Source organism: Pseudomonas laurylsulfatiphila (genome assembly GCF_002934665.1).
In the GTDB taxonomy this organism is placed as follows: Bacteria; Pseudomonadota; Gammaproteobacteria; order Pseudomonadales; family Pseudomonadaceae; genus Aquipseudomonas; species Aquipseudomonas laurylsulfatiphila.
This window is the reverse complement of the sequence record NZ_NIRS01000003.1, coordinates 694,064-710,574: the sequence shown is the minus strand read 5'-3', so window position 1 is coordinate 710,574 and position 16,511 is coordinate 694,064. Positions and strand designations below refer to the sequence as shown.

Below are 16,511 nucleotides of genomic sequence, written 5' to 3'. Positions count from 1 at the left end.
ATCCAGGGGCTTTTGTTTATACCGGTGACCGATCAGGCCGCTTCGATCTTGCTGCGGTTCTGTTCGACCTGGTTCAGGTAGTCCTTGAGCTTGTCCTGCTCGGCTACTGTCGTGAACAAGCCGAGCTTGCTGCGACGCCAGAGGATGTCGTGGGCGCTGGTGGCCCATTCCTCGCTGCACAGGTAGTCGACTTCGCGAGTGTAGAGGCCGCCGCCGATATGCTCTCCCATGTCGCTGAGGTCCTGTACACCTTCGAGCATGCGCCAGGTACGGCTGCCGTAGGTGGTGGCCCAGCGGCGAGCGATCTCGCTCGGTACCCAGTCAAACTTGTCGCGGATACGCGAGCTCAAGGCTTGCGGGGTGGTCATGTCTTCACCGCCCGGCAGCGTGGCGCTGGCGGTCCAGCTTGGCTTGATGTGCTTGAAGTAGGGTGCCAGTTGCGCCAGCGCCGACTCGGCGAGCTTACGGTAAGTGGTGAGCTTGCCACCGAACACCGACAGCAACGGGGCTTCTTCGCCAGTGCCAGACAGCGCCAGGGTGTAATCGCGGGTCACGGCCGACGGGTTGTCGGATTCGTCGTTGCACAGCGGGCGCACACCGGAATAGCTGTGCAGGATGTCGTCGCGGCCGATCTGCTTTTTGAAATGGGCGTTGACCACGTTCAGCAAGTAATCGGTTTCGCCGTCGGTGATCGCAACGGCAGCCGGATCGCCGGTGTACTCCCGGTCGGTGGTGCCGATCAGGGTGAAGTGGTTCAGGTACGGAATGGTGAACACGATGCGCTGATCTTCGTTTTGCAGGATGTGCGCGTGTTCGCCTTCATACAGCTTCGGCACGATCAGGTGGCTGCCCTGGATCAGGCGGATGCCGTAAGGCGATTCCATCTTCAGGTCGTCGCGAATGAACCTGGCGACCCATGGCCCGGCCGCATTGACCAATGCCTTGGCGCGAATCGAAAACAGGCTGCCATCGCTGCGTTCCAGGTGCAGGTGCCATAGGCCCTTGGTGCGGCGCGCGCTGACGCAACGGGTTTGGGTGTGAACGTGGGCACCTTGTTCCCGGGCGGCCATGGCGTTCAACACCACCAGGCGCGCGTCGTCGACCCAGCAATCGGAGTATTCGAAACCCTTGGTGATCTCGCTTTTCAGCGCGCTGTCGGGGCCGAACTTCAGGCTTTTCGAACCCTGGAGTTGCTCGCGCTTGCCCAGGTTGTCATAGAGAAACAGCCCGGCGCGGATCATCCATGCCGGGCGCAGGTGCGGGCGGTGCGGTAACACGAAACGCATTTGCTTGACGATGTGCGGTGCCTTGGCCAACAGCACTTCACGCTCGGCCAGGGCTTCACGCACTAGGCGAAATTCGTAATGTTCGAGGTAGCGCAGACCGCCGTGGATCAACTTGCTGCTGGCCGACGAAGTATGGCTGGCCAGGTCATCCTTTTCGCAAAGGAACACCGAGAGACCGCGACCGGCGGCATCTGCTGCGATCCCCACGCCATTGATCCCGCCACCGATGACGGCGATATCGTAGATCTCGGCGAGAGGGGGCGTAGGCAAGGTGGAAGTGGGCATCGGCACGGCCTCGGAATTCTTTGATGTTCTGTATTTGAATTCGAACATTAATGTTCATTTGCGAAAATACTAGCCCATAAAGAGGTGCGTAGCCAGTCAGCTTCGATTGAAAATACTCATCGAAGGGCTGTTAAAGGAAAATTTACGAACATAAAAGCAAAAGATCGTCCTAACGCGGCCCGAACCTTCGGCAGCTCCTACAGATGCACTCAATTCTGTAGGAGCTGCCGAAGGCTGCGATCTTTTAAGGGGGGGTTAAACGACCTCTAACCGAACCTTGTGCTGGTTCAACAGCTGCGCCAGCGCCGGGGAAGGCTGCTGATCGGTGACCAGGCAATCGACCAGGCTGATCGGTCCCAGGCGAATCATGGCGTTGCGTCCGAACTTGCTGGAGTCGGCTGCGAGTATCACTTGTCGGGCATTGGCGATGATCGCCTGGGATACCCGCACTTCCTGATAGTCGAAGTCCAGCAGGCTACCGTCCTCATCGATACCACTGATGCCGACCAAGGCGAAATCGACCTTGAACTGGTTGATGAAGTCGACACTGGCCTGACCGACCACGCCGCCGTCGCGACGAACGTTGCCACCGGTCAGCAGCACGTCGAAGTCGTCCTTGGCGCTGAGCATGGAGGCCACATGCAGGTTGTTGGTGATGATCTTTAGGTGACTGTGGTTGAGCAGTGCCCGGGCGATGGATTCGGTGGTGGTGCCGATGTTGATGAACAACGAGGCATGGTCGGGAATCTGCGCGGCAATGGCTTCGCCGATACGCTGTTTTTCATCGCGCATCTGATCGGCGCGCATGGCGTAGGCGGTGTTTTCGACACTGGAGTCATAGGCGGCGCCACCGTGGTAGCGACGCAACAGGTTGGCTTCCGCGAGCTGATTGATGTCGCGGCGGATGGTCTGCGGTGTAACGACGAACAACGTGGCCATTTCCTCGATACTGACATAGCCGCGTTCGCGAACCAGCTCGAGGATTTGCTGCTGACGGGGAGGCAGATTCATGGGGCGTCCTTTGGGCTGCCGTGCAAAATTTGCCCATGATGACGCAGGAATCCGCTCCCTACCAGTTACCAAACAACGTGAAAACTACTTTCGTGCTGGGCGCCTTCGGCGTTACGCAAGAAATCCTGCGTTAAAAACAGGCTCGGACTGCTCATTTACAACCTCGTAAAGTCGGGTGCGACCCCAGCCGGTCCTCGCCTGTTTTTGCCTTGTCTTTCCTTCGCTCGCTACGTTTTCACGCTGTTTGGACATACAGAGACGAGCCTGTGTCTTGGCTTATTCAGCCTCGTCTTCAACCGCCCAATCGCGGGTACGGCTGACGGCTTTTTTCCACCCGGCGTAGAGTTTTTCCTTCGCCCCTTCATCCAGCGTCGGCTCGAACCGGCGCTCGATCACGGCCTTGCCACGCAACTCTTCCAGGCTGCCCCAGAAGCCACAGGCCAGGCCTGCCAGGTAAGCGGCGCCGAGTGCTGTTGTTTCACGCATTTGCGGGCGCTCGACTTGCGTGCCGAGGATGTCGGCCTGGAATTGCATGAGGAAGTTGTTGGCCACCGCGCCACCGTCCACGCGCAGAGCTTTCAGGCGCTCCCCGGAGTCCTGCTGCATGGCGTCCAGTACGTCGCGGGTCTGGTAGGCAATCGACTCCAGCGCGGCGCGAATGATGTGGTCCACGCGTACACCGCGGGTCAGACCGAACAATGCGCCACGAGCGTACGGGTCCCAGTACGGTGCGCCAAGTCCGGTGAAGGCCGGCACCAGGTACACGCCGTTGCTGTCCTTGACCTTGTTGGCAAAGTATTCGGTGTCGTGGGCGTCGTTGATGATTTTCAGCTCGTCACGCAGCCATTGCACGGTGGAGCCGCCGTTGAACACTGCGCCTTCCAGTGCATAAGCCACCTCGCCGCGAGGGCCGCAAGCGATGGTGGTCAGCATGCCATGCTTGGATTTCACCGCTTTGTCACCGGTGTTCATCAGCAGGAAGCAGCCAGTGCCGTAGGTGTTTTTCGCCTGGCCTGGCTCGACGCACATCTGGCCAAACAGAGCGGCTTGCTGGTCACCGGCGATACCGCCGATGGCGATGCCGCTTTTGGTGTGGCCGTAGATTTCTGAGGATGATTTAACTTCCGGGAGCATTTCGCGTGGGATATCCAGCAGCTCCAGCATCTTCGCGTCCCACTCCAGGGTATGGATGTTGAAGAGCATGGTGCGCGAGGCGTTGGTGTAGTCGGTGACGTGCACCTTGCCGCCGGTAAATTTCCAGATCAACCAGCTGTCGACGGTGCCGAACAGCAGTTCGCCGTTGCGCGCACGTTCGCGGCTGCCTTCGACGTTATCGAGAATCCACTTGAGCTTGGTGCCGGAGAAGTAGGGGTCGGTGACCAGGCCGGTGGTGTCGCTGATGTATTGCTCGTGGCCGTCGCGTTTGAGCTGCTGGCAGATCTCGGTGCTGCGCCGGCACTGCCAGACGATGGCGTTGTAGATCGGGCGGCCGGTGTTCTTGTCCCACACCACGGTGGTTTCGCGCTGGTTGGTGATACCGATGGCGGCTACCTGGTCGTGGTGCAGGCCGGCTTGTGCCAGGGCTTCGACCATCACGGCGCTTTGGGTGGCGAAGATCTCCATCGGGTCATGCTCGACCCAGCCGGCTTGCGGGTAATGCTGGGCGAACTCCCGTTGGGCGGTGCAGACCACGTTCGCGTCGCGGTCGAAAATGATCGCGCGGGAGCTGGTCGTACCCTGATCGAGGGCAATGATGTAGTTCTTATTCTGTGTGTCGGTCATGTCGATTGCCTTGGACGAAATAAGGGAGTGAGGTCTGGCGCGCGATCAAAGGGCAGGGGCACGCGCCAACGGTATCAGGACGTTCTGGGTTTGCCGTCAATGGCCGGTGTTTCATCCTTTGTAGCAGGTACGGAGCCGGGCAGGTGGCGGGCAATCAGCCCGCGATAGGCGGCGGCGCCGAGGCAGGCACCGACAATCGGTGCAAAAACAGGAATCAGGAAGTACGGAATATCGCGTCCGCCGGTGAAGGAAATTTCACCCCAGCCAGCGAAGAAAGTCATCATTTTAGGGCCGAAGTCCCGCGCAGGGTTCATGGCAAAACCGGTAAGCGGTCCCATCGAGCTACCGATCACCGCAATCAGCAGGCCGATCAGCAGCGGTGCCAACGGGCCTTTGGGCAGGCCATTGTTGTCGTCGGTCAGGGACATGATCACGCCCATCAGGATGGCCGTAATGATCACCTCCACCAGAAATGCCTGGGCGGTGGTGAGCGCAGGATTCGGGAAGGTGGAGAACACGGAGGCCAGTTCAAGGCTGGCTTGTGTGCCACGAACCATGTGCTGCGTTTGTTCGAATTCGAAGAATAGGTTGCTGTAGAGCGTGTAAACCAACAGCGCGCCACAGAAGGCACCCGCCACTTGGGCGAGTACGTAGAAAGGCAATTTACGTTTTTCGAAGTCCGCGAAAATGCTCAAGGCAATGCTGACGGCAGGGTTCAGATGAGCCCCGGAAACTCCGGCGGTGAGGTAGATCGCCATGCTGACGCCGACGCCCCAGATAATGCTGATTTCCCACAAACCAAAACTGGCACCCGCGACCTTGAGCGCGGCAACACAACCGGTACCAAAAAAGATCAGCAGCGCCGTACCCAGAAACTCGGCCATGCATTGGCTCGAGAGCGACGGTTGTTGTAAAGCAGTAGTCATTGAAACCTCAATTTTTTTTGTTGTCTGGCGCGTTCTTGCCTACATGGTCAACGCGCGTTTTTCGCCGAGGCAGGATCCCCATCCTGGTCGCGGTTTACTGCCGGGTACAGCGGTAGGACGTTTCGTACAGTTTCAGAAACGAAAAAATATAGACAAGAAACGCTGCTGTCAAAGGTCGAAAGTGAACTGTCAGTCACAAAAAAACTTTTCGTTGCATGAATGAACGAATCATTGCGCAACGGGATGGCCAGGCAATGGCGTTATGGATGCGCCGCCGTAGAGCCTTTTAATGATCAATGTCCTAGAATCCGGCGCAGTATTTTCTTCTGCTGCCCAGTCTGGAGCTGCCATGACCCCCGCATTGGATTTATTGAAAAAGGTTCGAGCCGAACATCGCGTACACAGTTACGAACATGACCCGAAGGCCGCTTCCTATGGTCTGGAAGCCGCGGAAAAACTCGGGCTCGACCCGGCGCAAGTGTTCAAGACCTTGCTGGCGGCCAGCGAAAAAGGAGAGTTGCTGGTGGCTGTAGTGCCGGTTGTCGGCAGCCTGGACTTGAAAGGGCTGGCCCATGCCGCCGGCGTGAAAAAGGTCGAAATGGCCGATCCGGCGGCAGCACAGCGCTCTACGGGTTATCTGTTGGGCGGGATCAGCCCGCTGGGGCAGAAAAAGCGTTTGCGTACCTTCATTGATAACTCGGCCCAGCCCTTCGCCAGCATTTTTGTCAGTGCCGGCCGGCGTGGACTGGAAGTCGAACTGGCGCCGGCCGTGCTGGCCGAACACACCCAGGCGAAGTTTGCCGATATCGGCCGTGCGTGAGCGCAGCGCTGTATGGTGAAAATCAGCCGGTTCTGTCACTGGTGCCGGTTCGGTCGGCGCTGCATGCTCGGCGGTCTGACAAAGGGAGAAGGTTATGCAGCTTGAGTTTCATCAAGTCGACGCGTTCAGCAATCAGCCATTCAGCGGTAACCCGGCGATGGTCTATCGGCTCGATAGCTGGCTCGCCGATGAATTGATGCAGAAGATTGCCGCCGAGCACAACCTCGCCGAAACGGCGTTTGTCGTGCGCGAAGGGCAGGGCTGGCACATCCGCTGGTTTACGCCGACCACCGAGGTGCCACTGTGCGGTCACGCGACACTGGCCAGTGCCCATGTGTTGTTTGAAATCTATAAAGAGCCGGTCGAGCGCCTGGACTTCACCTGCAAATCCGGCCCGTTGAGCGTGACCCGTGAGGATGGACGACTGTGGCTGGATTTCCCGTCGATCAACGCGTCGCCGGTGAATATAACCTCGGACATCGAGCGTGCACTGGGCGTGAAGGCTGTCGAGGTACTGGCTTCGAATGAGCTGTTCGTGGTGCTGGAGTCGGAGCAAGCCGTGCTCGACTGCAAGCCGGACATGGTGGCCTTGGCAAAACTGCCGTGGTTGGGCGCCATCGTGACGGCGCAGGGCGAGCAGCACGATTTTGTTTCCCGTTACTTCGCCCCGGCAATCGGCATCAATGAAGACCCGGTGACCGGATCGACCCATTGCCTTCTGATTCCGTACTGGTCAAAGCGTTTGGGCAAGTCGAGTCTGACGGCTTGTCAGCGTTCGACGCGGGGCGGGGAGTTGTTCTGCCGGTTGGAAGGCGAGCGGGTGAAGATCGGCGGGGATGCGACGTTGGTTGCCAGTGGTACGCTGATGCTGGGCTAACGCAAACCCAGTGTAGGAGCGAGCCTGCTCGCGATGGACGACAACGATAACGCGTGCAACCGGAATGAACGCGTTATCCAGACGTTTTTCGCGAGCAAGCTCGCTCCTACAGGGTTTTTGTGTATCAGTTGGCCGCGCTGTAGCGCCGGACACCCAATTCAACAGCGGGAATCTGTGCCGCCGTGCTGCCGGACGCCTGGAACAGCACCAGGTGTTCAGCCGCGACCCGAATGCCCACGTCCGCCCCGACCTGACGATCGACATGGCTCGGGAAGATCGACTCCAACTGCGCGCCTGTCGGCAACTGCAAGCGATACAGGGTCGACGCACCGAGGAACGTCTTGCCGGCGATTCGCGCCTTCAGTGTGCTGTCCGGTGCGTAGACGATATCGTCCGGACGCAGCAGCACGTCCACGGCGCCGCCTACCGGCCAGGTGTAAGCCCGGTTGCCACGCAACTCACCCAGCTCGGTTTGTACCGACTCCGGGCTGCTCAACTGACCGCGAATGAAATAGCCCTGACCGATGAAGCTGGCTACAAAGGGCGTCAGTGGTTCGTGATACAGGTTGTAGGGCGTATCCCACTGTTCCAGTCGACCTTCCTTGAACACGCCAACGTGGTCGCTGACCGCGAAGGCTTCTTCCTGGTCGTGTGTCACCAGAATCGCGCTGGTGCCACGGGCCTTGAGGATGTCGCGTACTTCATGGCTGAGCTTGCGGCGCAATTCGCCATCGAGGTTGGAGAACGGCTCGTCGAGCAACAGCAGTTGCGGTTCCGGCGCCAGTGCGCGGGCCAGGGCGACACGCTGCTGCTGCCCACCGGAAAGCTCGTGGGGGAAACGCTTGCCGAGGTTTTTCAGGTTGACCAGTTCCAGCAGCTCTTCGGTGACGCGATCCTTTTGCGGATGCTTGCGAATGCCGAAGGCGATGTTGTCGGCCACGCTCAAGTGCGGGAACAGCGCGTAGTCCTGGAACACCATGCCGATGCGGCGTTTCTCCGGGGCGAGGGTGAAGCCGGCGCTGGAGATGGTCTCGCCGGCCAGCTGGATTTCGCCTTCGTGCACCGGTTCGAAACCGGCAATCGCCCGCAGTGTGGTGGTCTTGCCGCAGCCGGAAGAGCCCAACAGGCAACCGATGTCACCGGCGTTCAAATGCAGGTTCAGGTTCTGCACCACGCGCTGGTCTTGATAGCCGCAGGCGAGGTTGCGCAGGTTAAGCAGTAATGGCTGGCTCATGCGTGGTGATACGCCGGTTCGACGAGGAACTCGAGCAGGGCTTTTTGCGCATGCAGGCGGTTTTCGGCTTGATCCCAGGCCACCGAGCGTTTGTCGTCGAGCAGGTCGACGCTGATTTCCTCGCCACGGTGCGCCGGCAGGCAGTGCATGAACAGCACGTCGTCAGCGGCCAGGTCGAGCAGGGCGCGGTTGACCTGGAACGGTGCGAACAGCTGCAGTCGCTTGGCGGTTTCCTCTTCCTGGCCCATGGAGGTCCAGACGTCGGTGCTCACCAGGTGTGCACCGCGCACGGCATCTTTCGGGTCGCGAACGATGGAGACCCGATCGCCGGCCTTGGCCAGGAACACCGGGTTGGGTTCGTAGCCTTCCGGGCAGGCAACGCGCAACTGGAAGTCGAACTGTATCGCCGCTTCTATATAGCTGTTGCACATGTTGTTGCCATCGCCGATCCAGGCCACGGTCTTGCCCTGGATCGAGCCGCGGTGTTCGAGGAAGGTCTGCATGTCGGCCAGCAACTGGCACGGGTGTAGGTCATCGGACAGGCCGTTGATCACCGGTACGCGGGAGTTGGCGGCGAATTCGGTCAGGTTGCTGTGGGCAAAGGTACGGATCATCACCGCGTCGAGCATGCTCGACATGACGATGGCACAGTCGCCGATCGGCTCGCCACGGCCCAGTTGGGTATCACGTGGCGACAGGAAGATCGCCTGGCCGCCGAGCTGGATCATGCCGGCCTCGAAGGAGATCCGGGTGCGGGTCGAGGATTTCTCGAAAATCATCCCCAGGACGCGGTTTTTCAGAGGCTCGAACAGTACGCCGCGGTTACGCAGGTCCTTGAGCTCAACGCCTCGACGGATCACGCTGACCAGCTCTTCGGGCGTGCAATCCATCAGGGAGAGAAAGTGCCTTGCGCTCATCATTGACTACCTTTTTGCTACAAACCGCAGATGCTCAAAGCCTTGTTTGACGGAACAACGGGCGAGACCTGCGGCGTAAGCCGCACGGGGCGACGAAATAGGGGAAGGCGCGATCTTATAATTAAATGTCGCGTCTTACCAATAGGGCTACAGTTTTTAGGGAGTTTCAGAGGTGCTACGGGTTCACCGAGGTAGCGCTTTTGAAGCCTGTTTCCTGAAAGCAGCGGTTCATTTGTACACCGGCCTCTCGGGGCTTGGCAATCAGGCGGGGCGGCAATGGTGCGCTGACAGTCGGTTTCTGACTTGCCGTTCCAGGTCTTGAGCCGTGTGTCGCCAGCTTGAAATATTTGCTAATGCAAAGTGCTGGGTTATAAATAAATCTCGAGTGACGCGGAAGCTTCCCGATGGAATCGAAAGAACAGCTGTTAATGGAGCTACTGGGCCTCACGGCACGCTCGCTGACTCACCTCACCGCCTCGATGACGACGATGTCCTTCGAGTTGTTGCGCAGCGAAGACGAGGTCACCCGGGCTGCCGGCCGTCACATGATCGATCGTATGGCCACCATCAGTGCCGGGCTCGACGAGCACTGGCGCCTGATTGGCGAACTGACCGGTGTCGATGTTGCTCACGGAGCGTTCGAAAACCTCCAGGAAATCCAGTTGCAGGCACCGCCCAGGCTGCCGTCGAACTGAACCCGCGCGGCCATCGGCTGGCCTGATAACCCTCGATTCACAAGACGAACGTCGCTGGCGTGGCGTCGGGTCTGGCGCCATAGTTTTGTTTCCGCGGCCATCGGTGCCCGCCCATGACAAGACAGACTGGCCATGACCAAGACTCTCCATCACCGTGCGTGCCATTTGTGCGAAGCCATCTGTGGCCTGACCATCGAAACCACCGAGGTCGAAGGCGGTAACGTGCAGATCACGTCGATCAAGGGCGATCCCCAGGACGCATTCAGCCGTGGCCACATTTGCCCCAAGGCCGTGGCCCTGCAAGACATCCAGAATGATCCGGATCGCCTGCATCAGCCGATGCAGCGGGTGGGCAATGAATGGCAGCCCATCGAGTGGGACGCGGCATTCAACCTGGTGGCCGAGCGCCTGGCGGCGATTCAGGAGCGCCATGGGCAAAACGCCGTAGCGGTCTATCAGGGCAACCCGAGCGTGCACAATTACGGGCTGATGACCCACAGCAATTACTTCCTGGGCCTGCTGAAAACCCGCAACCGGTTTTCAGCCACCTCGGTCGATCAATTGCCCCATCACCTGACCAGTCATTTGATGTACGGCCACGGTTTGCTGCTCCCGATCCCGGACATCGATCACACCGATTTCATGCTGATCCTGGGCGGCAACCCGCTGGCTTCGAACGGCAGCATCATGACCGTGCCCGATGTGGAAAAACGCTTGAAGGCGATACAGGCCCGGGGTGGCAAAGTGGTGGTAGTCGACCCTCGCCGCAGTGAAACGGCGGCGATCGCCGATCAGCATCTGTTCGTGCGCCCGGGCGGTGATGCCGCGCTGTTGTTCGGCTTGCTCAACACCTTGTTCGCTGAAGGCCTGACCCGCGACGGCCATCTGCCGGTAGACGGTCTGGAGGGCGTGCGGGAGGCCGTCGCGCCGTTCACTGCCGAGGCCATGAGTCCGTTGTGCGCCGTACCGGCCGAACAAATCCGCCAATTGGCGCGAGACTTCGCCGCGGCGCCCTCGGCTGTCTGTTATGGCCGCATGGGCGTCTCGACCCAGGCCTTCGGAACACTTTGTCACTGGGCGGTGCAGTTGATCAACCTGGTCACCGGCAACCTCGACCGCGTGGGGGGTGCCTTGTGCACAGAGCCGGCGGTGGACCTGGTGGCGACGACTTCGGGCGGGCATTTCAATCTGTGGCAGAGCCGGGTTTCCGGGCGCCCGGAATACGCCGGAGAGCTGCCAGTCTCTGCGCTGGCCGAAGAGATGCTCACCGAAGGGGAGGGGCAGGTCCGGGCGCTGATCACCGTGGCGGGCAATCCGGTGCTGTCCACGCCCAATGGCCGAAAGCTCGAGCAGGCACTGGACGGGTTGGATTTCATGGTCAGCATCGACCTGTACATCAATGAAACCACGCGCTACGCCGACCTGATCCTGCCGTCCACATCGGCGCTGGAAAACGATCATTACGACACCACGTTCAACCTGTTCGCGGTGCGCAACGTCAGTCGTTTCAACCGCGCAATCCTCGCCAAGCCCAAAGGGGCATTGCACGACTGGGAGATCTTCGTCGGGCTGGCCAAGGCGTTTGCCGCCAGGACCGGCAAAGAGTTGAAACCTACCATCGCCCCGGCGCAAATGATCGATCGCGGCCTGCGCATGGGGATGTACGGCGACACCTCAGAGCACAAGCTATCGCTGGCGACTTTGTTCGATCATCCCCATGGCGTCGATCTTGGCGCGCTCAAGCCCAACCTTGCACCGCGCCTGAAGACTGCCAATCAACGCATCCAGGCCGCGCCGGCGGCGATTCTCGCTGACCTGGCGCGCTTCGCAGCCTTGAAGGCGCCGGCCGCCGACGAGTTGTTGATGATTGGCCGCCGGCATGTACGCAGCAACAACTCATGGATGCATAACTATCATCGGTTGGTGAAGGGCAAGCCACGTCACCAGTTGCTGATGCATCCGGACGATCTGGTCAGTCGCGGGCTCAGTGACGGACAGCGCGTTCGGGTCAGTTCGCGGGTGGGTGTGATTGAGGTCGAAGTGCTGGGTAGTCTGGATATGATGAAAGGCGTGGTCAGTCTGCCGCACGGCTGGGGTCACGCGCGGCCGGGCGTGCAAATGTCGATTGCCAGCAGTCAGCCGGGCTCCAGCGCCAATGATCTGACCGACGACTGCCAGCTTGACGAACTGTCGGGAAATGCCGCGCTTAACGGTGTGCCGGTGACCGTAGCGGCGGCTTGAATCAGTCTGACGGAGAGACCGAGCAGGGCGCTCGGCTTTCCGTTACAATGCGCCACCGTGCCGACCCATGAGTCGGAAAGTTCAGCCGAGGTGCTCCATGGATATCATCGAAACGATTAAAGAGCAGATTGCCAACAACACCATTCTGCTTTACATGAAAGGCTCGCCAAATGCCCCGCAGTGCGGCTTCTCCGCGAAAGCTGCACAGGCCGTGATGGCGTGTGGTGAAAAGTTTGCGTACGTGGACATCCTGCAGAACCCGGAAATCCGCGCCAACCTGCCAAAATACGCCAACTGGCCAACCTTCCCGCAACTGTGGGTTGCCGGTGAGCTGGTCGGCGGTAGCGACATCATGACTGAAATGGCTGCTGACGGTTCGCTGCAGAGCCTGATCAAGGACGCCGCCGCCAAGGCCGCTGCTCCAAAGACCGAAGCCTGATTCGGGCGGCTCCCCTGTAGGAGCTGCCGAAGGCTGCGATCTCTTGATCTTCAGCATTAAAAAAGCCCCGCCACTCGAAAGAGGGCGGGGCTTTTTATTGCTCTAAGGAAGTTACTGCAATATTGCGGCTGCAGTTGCCAAGATCGCAGCCTGCGGCAGCTCCTACTCTTCACCCATCTGCGATTGCAGATAGTTTTCGATACCGATCTTGTCGATCAGGCCCAATTGGGTTTCCAGCCAGTCGATATGTTCTTCTTCGGACTCGAGGATATCTTCAAGCAGCTCACGGCTGCCAAAGTCGCCCACTGTTTCGCAATGCGCGATAGCCACTTTCAGGTCGGCATGGCCGATTTTCTCGATACGCAGGTCGCACTCGAGCATTTCCTTGGTGTGCTCGCCGATGTGCAGCTTGCCCAGGTCCTGGACGTTCGGCAGGCCTTCAAGGAACAGGATCCGCTTGATCAGCTTGTCCGCATGCTTCATCTCGTCGATGGATTCGTGGTACTCGTGCTTGCCGAGCTTGTTCAGGCCCCAATCTTCGTACATGCGCGCATGCAGGAAGTATTGATTGATCGCGACCAGCTCATTGGCAAGGATCTTGTTGAGATGCTGGATGACTGTAACGTCGCCTTTCATGATGGGGTCCTGCCCTTTGTTAGCTGTCAATAGAACAGAGAGTTTGAGCTGCGTATTTAATAGTGTCAAACCTAAGTTATTGAAACTTAAATGAAAATTAATCGGAATAAGAATGTTTGTGTTCCGCGTCTAGAGCATAACTAGTTGATTTTGAGGCATAAAAAAACCGGACATATGTCCGGTTCTTTGAAATTCGATAGTTAAGCCGCTGTAAATTCTGCTGGATAGGGAATTGCAGCCTGGGCCGTTTGCAGTTTTGTCAGGGTCTCGCGGACCACTTCCTTGGCAAGACAGGCACATTTGCCGCATTGACTGGCAACGCCGGTAGCCACACGGACTTCCTTGTAGCTGCAGCATCCTTCATAGATCGCATCGCGGATTTGACCGTCGGTGACGCCAGTGCAGAGGCAAACATACATAAGGAAGACCGTCGCTGATTGTGACTCAATTGCGATGGATCTTAATGTTAACGAGAATGATTGTCAAAGTGGTTTCAGAGTACTTTTCGTCATAAGCGGGGATGGCTGACGAACGGTCTATATGGCAAACCGGTGATACAAAACCGTCGGGGATTTCATCGTACCGGGAAAAAACAGCTAAGCCAGCTCAAATACGCGGTGTATGATGACCGGTCTTTTGCGACCGGGGTTCGTGTCACAGGGCTGTCGCCTCAGGGTGGCAGGCTGATGCGAACCCTGTTTCTCACGCTATTACACCAGGAGATATCCAATGAGCGTACTCGTAGGCAAACAAGCCCCTGACTTCACCGTACCGGCCGTACTCGGCAATGGCGAGATCGTAGACAGCTTCACCCTGTCTTCGGCGATCAAAGGCAAATACGGCCTGGTGTTCTTCTACCCGCTGGACTTCACCTTCGTTTGCCCGTCCGAGCTGATCGCTCTGGACAACCGCATGTCCGAGTTCAAGGCGCGCAACGTTGAAGTGGTCGCTGTGTCGATCGACTCGCACTTCACCCACAACGCCTGGCGCAACACACCGGTCAACAATGGCGGTATCGGCGAAGTTCGCTACACCATGGCTGCCGACATCAAGCAGGAAATCATGAAGGCCTACGACGTTCAGTCCGCTGACGGCGTGGCGTTCCGTGGCGCGTTCCTGATCGACGACAAAGGCGTTGTCCGTTCGCAGATCATCAACGACCTGCCGCTGGGCCGTAACATGGAAGAGCTGCTGCGTCTGGTCGACGCTCTGCAGTTCCACGAAGAGCACGGCGAAGTCTGCCCTGCCAACTGGAAGAAAGGCGACAAAGGCATGAACGCTTCGCCAGAAGGCGTTGCGGCTTACCTGACCGAGCACGCTGCCGCTCTGTAAGGCGCACGCTGCAGGTAAAAAAAACCGGCCATCGAGGCCGGTTTTTTTATGTGCGGGATAAACCTGGAACTCCTGTAGGAGCGAGCTTGCTCCGGGCGGCGTTCCGACGATGGACTTGAGAACGCCGCTGGGTGTCAGGTTCCCCGCGTTATCGTTAACGACCATCGCGAGCAGGCTCGTTCCTACACAAAGCCATCAATCGTTGAAATCTTCCCAGCCACCCATCTGTTTCCAGCGATTGACGATGCCGCAGAACAGCTCTGCCGTCTTCTCGGTGTCATAGCGCGCCGAGTGAGCCTCGCGACCGTCGAAGTCGATGTCCGCTGCCTGACACGCCTTGGCCAGCACGGTCTGGCCGTAGGCCAGGCCCGCGAGCGTCGCGGTATCGAAACTGGAGAACGGATGGAACGGATTGCGCTTCATGTCCAGGCGCGCAACCGCCGCATTCAGGAAGCCCAGGTCGAAGCTGCTGTTATGCCCGACCAGGATCGCCCGTTTGCAACCGTTGGCCTTGAGGGCCTTGCGCACGCCGCGGAAGATATCGTTCAGGGCAGACTCTTCACTCACGGCCATGCGCAGCGGGTGATCGAGCTTGATTCCGGTGAACTCCAGGGCCGCCGCTTCGATGTTCGCGCCTTCGAATGGCTCGACCCGGAAGAAGTAGGTGTGATCCGGGTACACAAAACCCTTTTCATCCATGGCGATGGTGGTCGCGGCGATTTCCAGCAGGGCGTCGGTGGCCGAGTTGAAGCCACCGGTTTCTACGTCGACGACAACCGGCAGGTAACCACGGAACCTGGCAGCCATTGGATGACGGGAACCGCCTCCGCCACCATTGCCTTCCAGTTCGTCGTCGAAATGCTCTTCACTCACGCGTGTTCCTCCAGCAGGCGCCAGCGCAGTTTTTCACCGGCGCGCAGCGGGATAACGGTCAACTCGCCAAACGGCAGGCTGGCAGGGGCGGTCCATTCTTCGCGGACCAGGGTGATGCGATCGGTGTTGGCCGGCAAGCCATAGAAACGCGGGCCGTTAAGGCTGGCGAAGGCTTCGAGCTTGTCCAGCGCATTGCGCTGTTCGAACGCTTCGGCGTACATCTCGATCGCCGCATAAGCGGTGTAGCAGCCGGCGCAACCACAAGCGGCTTCCTTGGCGTGCTGGGCGTGGGGGGCCGAGTCGGTGCCGAGGAAGAATTTTTCGCTGCCGCTGGTGGCGGCGTCGAGCAGGGCTTCCTGGTGCGTATTGCGCTTGAGGATCGGCAGGCAGTAGAAATGCGGCCGAATCCCGCCCACCAGCATGTGGTTGCGGTTGTACAGCAGGTGATGCGCGGTGATGGTCGCGCCAACGTTGGCCGAAGCCGAGTTGACGAACTGCACGGCGTCAGCGGTGGTGATGTGTTCGAACACCACCTTGAGCGTCGGGAAACGCTCGACCACACGACGCATGTGCTCGTCGATGAAGATTTTTTCGCGGTCGAACACGTCGACATCGCCACGGGTGACTTCGCCGTGGATCAGCAACGGCATCCCGACTTCGGCCATGGCCTCGAGTGCGGGGAAAATCTTGTCGATGCTGGTAACACCAGAGTCCGAGTTGGTGGTCGCGCCGGCCGGGTACAGCTTGGCGGCGTGCACGAATCCGCTGGCCTTGGCCTCGCGGATTTCTTCAGGCTGGGTGCGGTCGGTCAGGTACAGGACCATCAGCGGCTCGAACGGGCTGCCGGCCGGGCGGGCAGCGAGAATCCGCTGGCGATAGCCGTCGGCTTCGGCCGCGTTGCGCACCGGTGGAACCAGGTTGGGCATGATGATGGCGCGGCCAAAGGTGCGCGCGACATCCGCGACGGTATTGGTCAACACGGCACCATCGCGAAGATGAATGTGCCAGTCGTCGGGACGCAGCAGGGTCAGGCGGTCGGACATGAGGGGATTCCAGGCGGGTCAAACTCAAGGGAATGCTACCGGAAAAGACTCTTGCAGGCACTCGCTATCAAGTTTTGCCGCCAGCTTCCGATATCCAACAGGTATGCCGTAAAC

General features: G+C 59.2%; 16 protein-coding genes. 6 read left to right on the top strand and 10 right to left on the bottom strand.

What is annotated here, in order from left to right; all coding sequences use genetic code 11:
• Positions 1 to 32: 32 nt before the first annotated feature.
• The 4 genes from glpD to CD175_RS13665 all read right to left on the bottom strand — a co-directional run bounded on the left by glpD (position 33) and on the right by CD175_RS13665 (position 5,290).
• The gene (glpD, locus tag CD175_RS13680; protein ID WP_104449444.1) at positions 33 to 1,571 is read right to left on the bottom strand and encodes a glycerol-3-phosphate dehydrogenase; all 1,539 of its coding nucleotides are present in this window, start codon (positions 1,569 to 1,571) and stop codon (positions 33 to 35) included.
• A 255-nt stretch (positions 1,572 to 1,826) separates the two neighbouring features.
• A complete protein-coding gene (locus tag CD175_RS13675; protein WP_007971301.1) occupies positions 1,827 to 2,582 on the bottom strand; it encodes a DeoR/GlpR family transcriptional regulator in 756 nt (251 codons plus the stop codon).
• A gap of 276 nt (positions 2,583 to 2,858) precedes the next feature.
• Complete coding sequence (gene glpK, locus CD175_RS13670) at positions 2,859 to 4,364, bottom strand: glycerol kinase GlpK (protein WP_104449299.1); 1,506 nt, start codon at positions 4,362 to 4,364, stop codon at positions 2,859 to 2,861.
• 74 nt (positions 4,365 to 4,438) lie between these two features.
• On the bottom strand, positions 4,439 to 5,290 hold the full coding sequence (locus tag CD175_RS13665; protein ID WP_104449298.1) for an MIP/aquaporin family protein: 852 nt from the start codon (positions 5,288 to 5,290) through the stop codon (positions 4,439 to 4,441).
• Positions 5,291 to 5,639: 349 nt separating this feature from the next.
• Between CD175_RS13665 and ybaK the strand changes: the two genes are divergently transcribed.
• Together ybaK and CD175_RS13655 are read left to right on the top strand one after the other, a co-directional pair.
• Complete coding sequence (ybaK, locus tag CD175_RS13660; protein ID WP_007971306.1) at positions 5,640 to 6,110, top strand: Cys-tRNA(Pro) deacylase; 471 nt, start codon at positions 5,640 to 5,642, stop codon at positions 6,108 to 6,110.
• 94 nt (positions 6,111 to 6,204) lie between these two features.
• A complete protein-coding gene (locus tag CD175_RS13655) occupies positions 6,205 to 6,987 on the top strand; it encodes a PhzF family phenazine biosynthesis protein (protein WP_104449297.1) in 783 nt (260 codons plus the stop codon).
• A gap of 124 nt (positions 6,988 to 7,111) precedes the next feature.
• Here CD175_RS13655 and CD175_RS13650 read toward each other — a convergent pair whose 3' ends face one another.
• Entirely contained in the window at positions 7,112 to 8,221 is a 1,110-nt protein-coding gene (locus tag CD175_RS13650; RefSeq protein WP_104449296.1) for an ABC transporter ATP-binding protein, read from the bottom strand.
• Positions 8,218 to 9,138 (bottom strand): ornithine carbamoyltransferase, encoded by a 921-nt coding sequence (gene argF, locus CD175_RS13645; RefSeq protein WP_033047492.1) that lies wholly within the window; start codon positions 9,136 to 9,138, stop codon positions 8,218 to 8,220. Before argF ends, CD175_RS13650 begins: the two co-directional genes overlap by 4 nt.
• 404 nt (positions 9,139 to 9,542) lie before the next feature.
• Between argF and CD175_RS13640 the strand changes: the two genes are divergently transcribed.
• The 3 genes from CD175_RS13640 to grxD all read left to right on the top strand — a co-directional run bounded on the left by CD175_RS13640 (position 9,543) and on the right by grxD (position 12,513).
• Positions 9,543 to 9,833, top strand: a complete 291-nt coding sequence (locus CD175_RS13640; RefSeq protein WP_104449295.1) for a PlzR type 4 pili assembly inhibitor — start codon at positions 9,543 to 9,545, stop codon at positions 9,831 to 9,833.
• A gap of 132 nt (positions 9,834 to 9,965) precedes the next feature.
• Positions 9,966 to 12,074, top strand: a complete 2,109-nt coding sequence (locus CD175_RS13635; protein ID WP_104449294.1) for a molybdopterin oxidoreductase family protein — start codon at positions 9,966 to 9,968, stop codon at positions 12,072 to 12,074.
• A gap of 97 nt (positions 12,075 to 12,171) precedes the next feature.
• Entirely contained in the window at positions 12,172 to 12,513 is a 342-nt protein-coding gene (grxD, locus tag CD175_RS13630; RefSeq protein WP_007971318.1) for a Grx4 family monothiol glutaredoxin, read from the top strand.
• A gap of 162 nt (positions 12,514 to 12,675) precedes the next feature.
• Here grxD and bfr read toward each other — a convergent pair whose 3' ends face one another.
• Complete coding sequence (gene bfr, locus CD175_RS13625; protein WP_104449293.1) at positions 12,676 to 13,149, bottom strand: bacterioferritin; 474 nt, start codon at positions 13,147 to 13,149, stop codon at positions 12,676 to 12,678.
• Between the two features lie 200 nt (positions 13,150 to 13,349).
• The gene (locus CD175_RS13620; protein ID WP_007985869.1) at positions 13,350 to 13,568 is read right to left on the bottom strand and encodes a bacterioferritin-associated ferredoxin; all 219 of its coding nucleotides are present in this window, start codon (positions 13,566 to 13,568) and stop codon (positions 13,350 to 13,352) included.
• Positions 13,569 to 13,878: 310 nt separating this feature from the next.
• Here CD175_RS13620 and CD175_RS13615 point away from each other — a divergent pair, with 310 nt between their 5' ends.
• A complete protein-coding gene (locus CD175_RS13615; protein WP_007971324.1) occupies positions 13,879 to 14,481 on the top strand; it encodes a peroxiredoxin in 603 nt (200 codons plus the stop codon).
• 195 nt (positions 14,482 to 14,676) lie between these two features.
• Here CD175_RS13615 and rnt read toward each other — a convergent pair whose 3' ends face one another.
• Complete coding sequence (gene rnt / locus CD175_RS13610; protein ID WP_104449292.1) at positions 14,677 to 15,354, bottom strand: ribonuclease T; 678 nt, start codon at positions 15,352 to 15,354, stop codon at positions 14,677 to 14,679.
• On the bottom strand, positions 15,351 to 16,397 hold the full coding sequence (gene pyrC, locus CD175_RS13605) for a dihydroorotase (protein WP_015096688.1): 1,047 nt from the start codon (positions 16,395 to 16,397) through the stop codon (positions 15,351 to 15,353). Before pyrC ends, rnt begins: the two co-directional genes overlap by 4 nt.
• Positions 16,398 to 16,511 lie beyond the last annotated feature (114 nt).

Bases quoted from the DNA above. Each gene is read 5' to 3' on its own strand.
- CD175_RS13640 (WP_104449295.1), top strand. From the start codon at position 9,543: ATGGAATCGAAAGAACAGCTGTTAATGGAGCTACTGGGCCTCACGGCA.
- CD175_RS13655 (WP_104449297.1), top strand. From the start codon at position 6,205: ATGCAGCTTGAGTTTCATCAAGTCGACGCGTTCAGCAATCAGCCATTC.
- argF (WP_033047492.1), bottom strand. From the start codon at position 9,138: ATGAGCGCAAGGCACTTTCTCTCCCTGATGGATTGCACGCCCGAAGAG.
- CD175_RS13620 (WP_007985869.1), bottom strand. From the start codon at position 13,568: ATGTATGTTTGCCTCTGCACTGGCGTCACCGACGGTCAAATCCGCGAT.
- ybaK (WP_007971306.1), top strand. From the start codon at position 5,640: ATGACCCCCGCATTGGATTTATTGAAAAAGGTTCGAGCCGAACATCGC.
- pyrC (WP_015096688.1), bottom strand. From the start codon at position 16,397: ATGTCCGACCGCCTGACCCTGCTGCGTCCCGACGACTGGCACATTCAT.
- bfr (WP_104449293.1), bottom strand. From the start codon at position 13,149: ATGAAAGGCGACGTTACAGTCATCCAGCATCTCAACAAGATCCTTGCC.
- glpD (WP_104449444.1), bottom strand. From the start codon at position 1,571: ATGCCCACTTCCACCTTGCCTACGCCCCCTCTCGCCGAGATCTACGAT.
- CD175_RS13665 (WP_104449298.1), bottom strand. From the start codon at position 5,290: ATGACTACTGCTTTACAACAACCGTCGCTCTCGAGCCAATGCATGGCC.
- grxD (WP_007971318.1), top strand. From the start codon at position 12,172: ATGGATATCATCGAAACGATTAAAGAGCAGATTGCCAACAACACCATT.
- CD175_RS13675 (WP_007971301.1), bottom strand. From the start codon at position 2,582: ATGAATCTGCCTCCCCGTCAGCAGCAAATCCTCGAGCTGGTTCGCGAA.
- CD175_RS13615 (WP_007971324.1), top strand. From the start codon at position 13,879: ATGAGCGTACTCGTAGGCAAACAAGCCCCTGACTTCACCGTACCGGCC.
- CD175_RS13635 (WP_104449294.1), top strand. From the start codon at position 9,966: ATGACCAAGACTCTCCATCACCGTGCGTGCCATTTGTGCGAAGCCATC.
- CD175_RS13650 (WP_104449296.1), bottom strand. From the start codon at position 8,221: ATGAGCCAGCCATTACTGCTTAACCTGCGCAACCTCGCCTGCGGCTAT.
- glpK (WP_104449299.1), bottom strand. From the start codon at position 4,364: ATGACCGACACACAGAATAAGAACTACATCATTGCCCTCGATCAGGGT.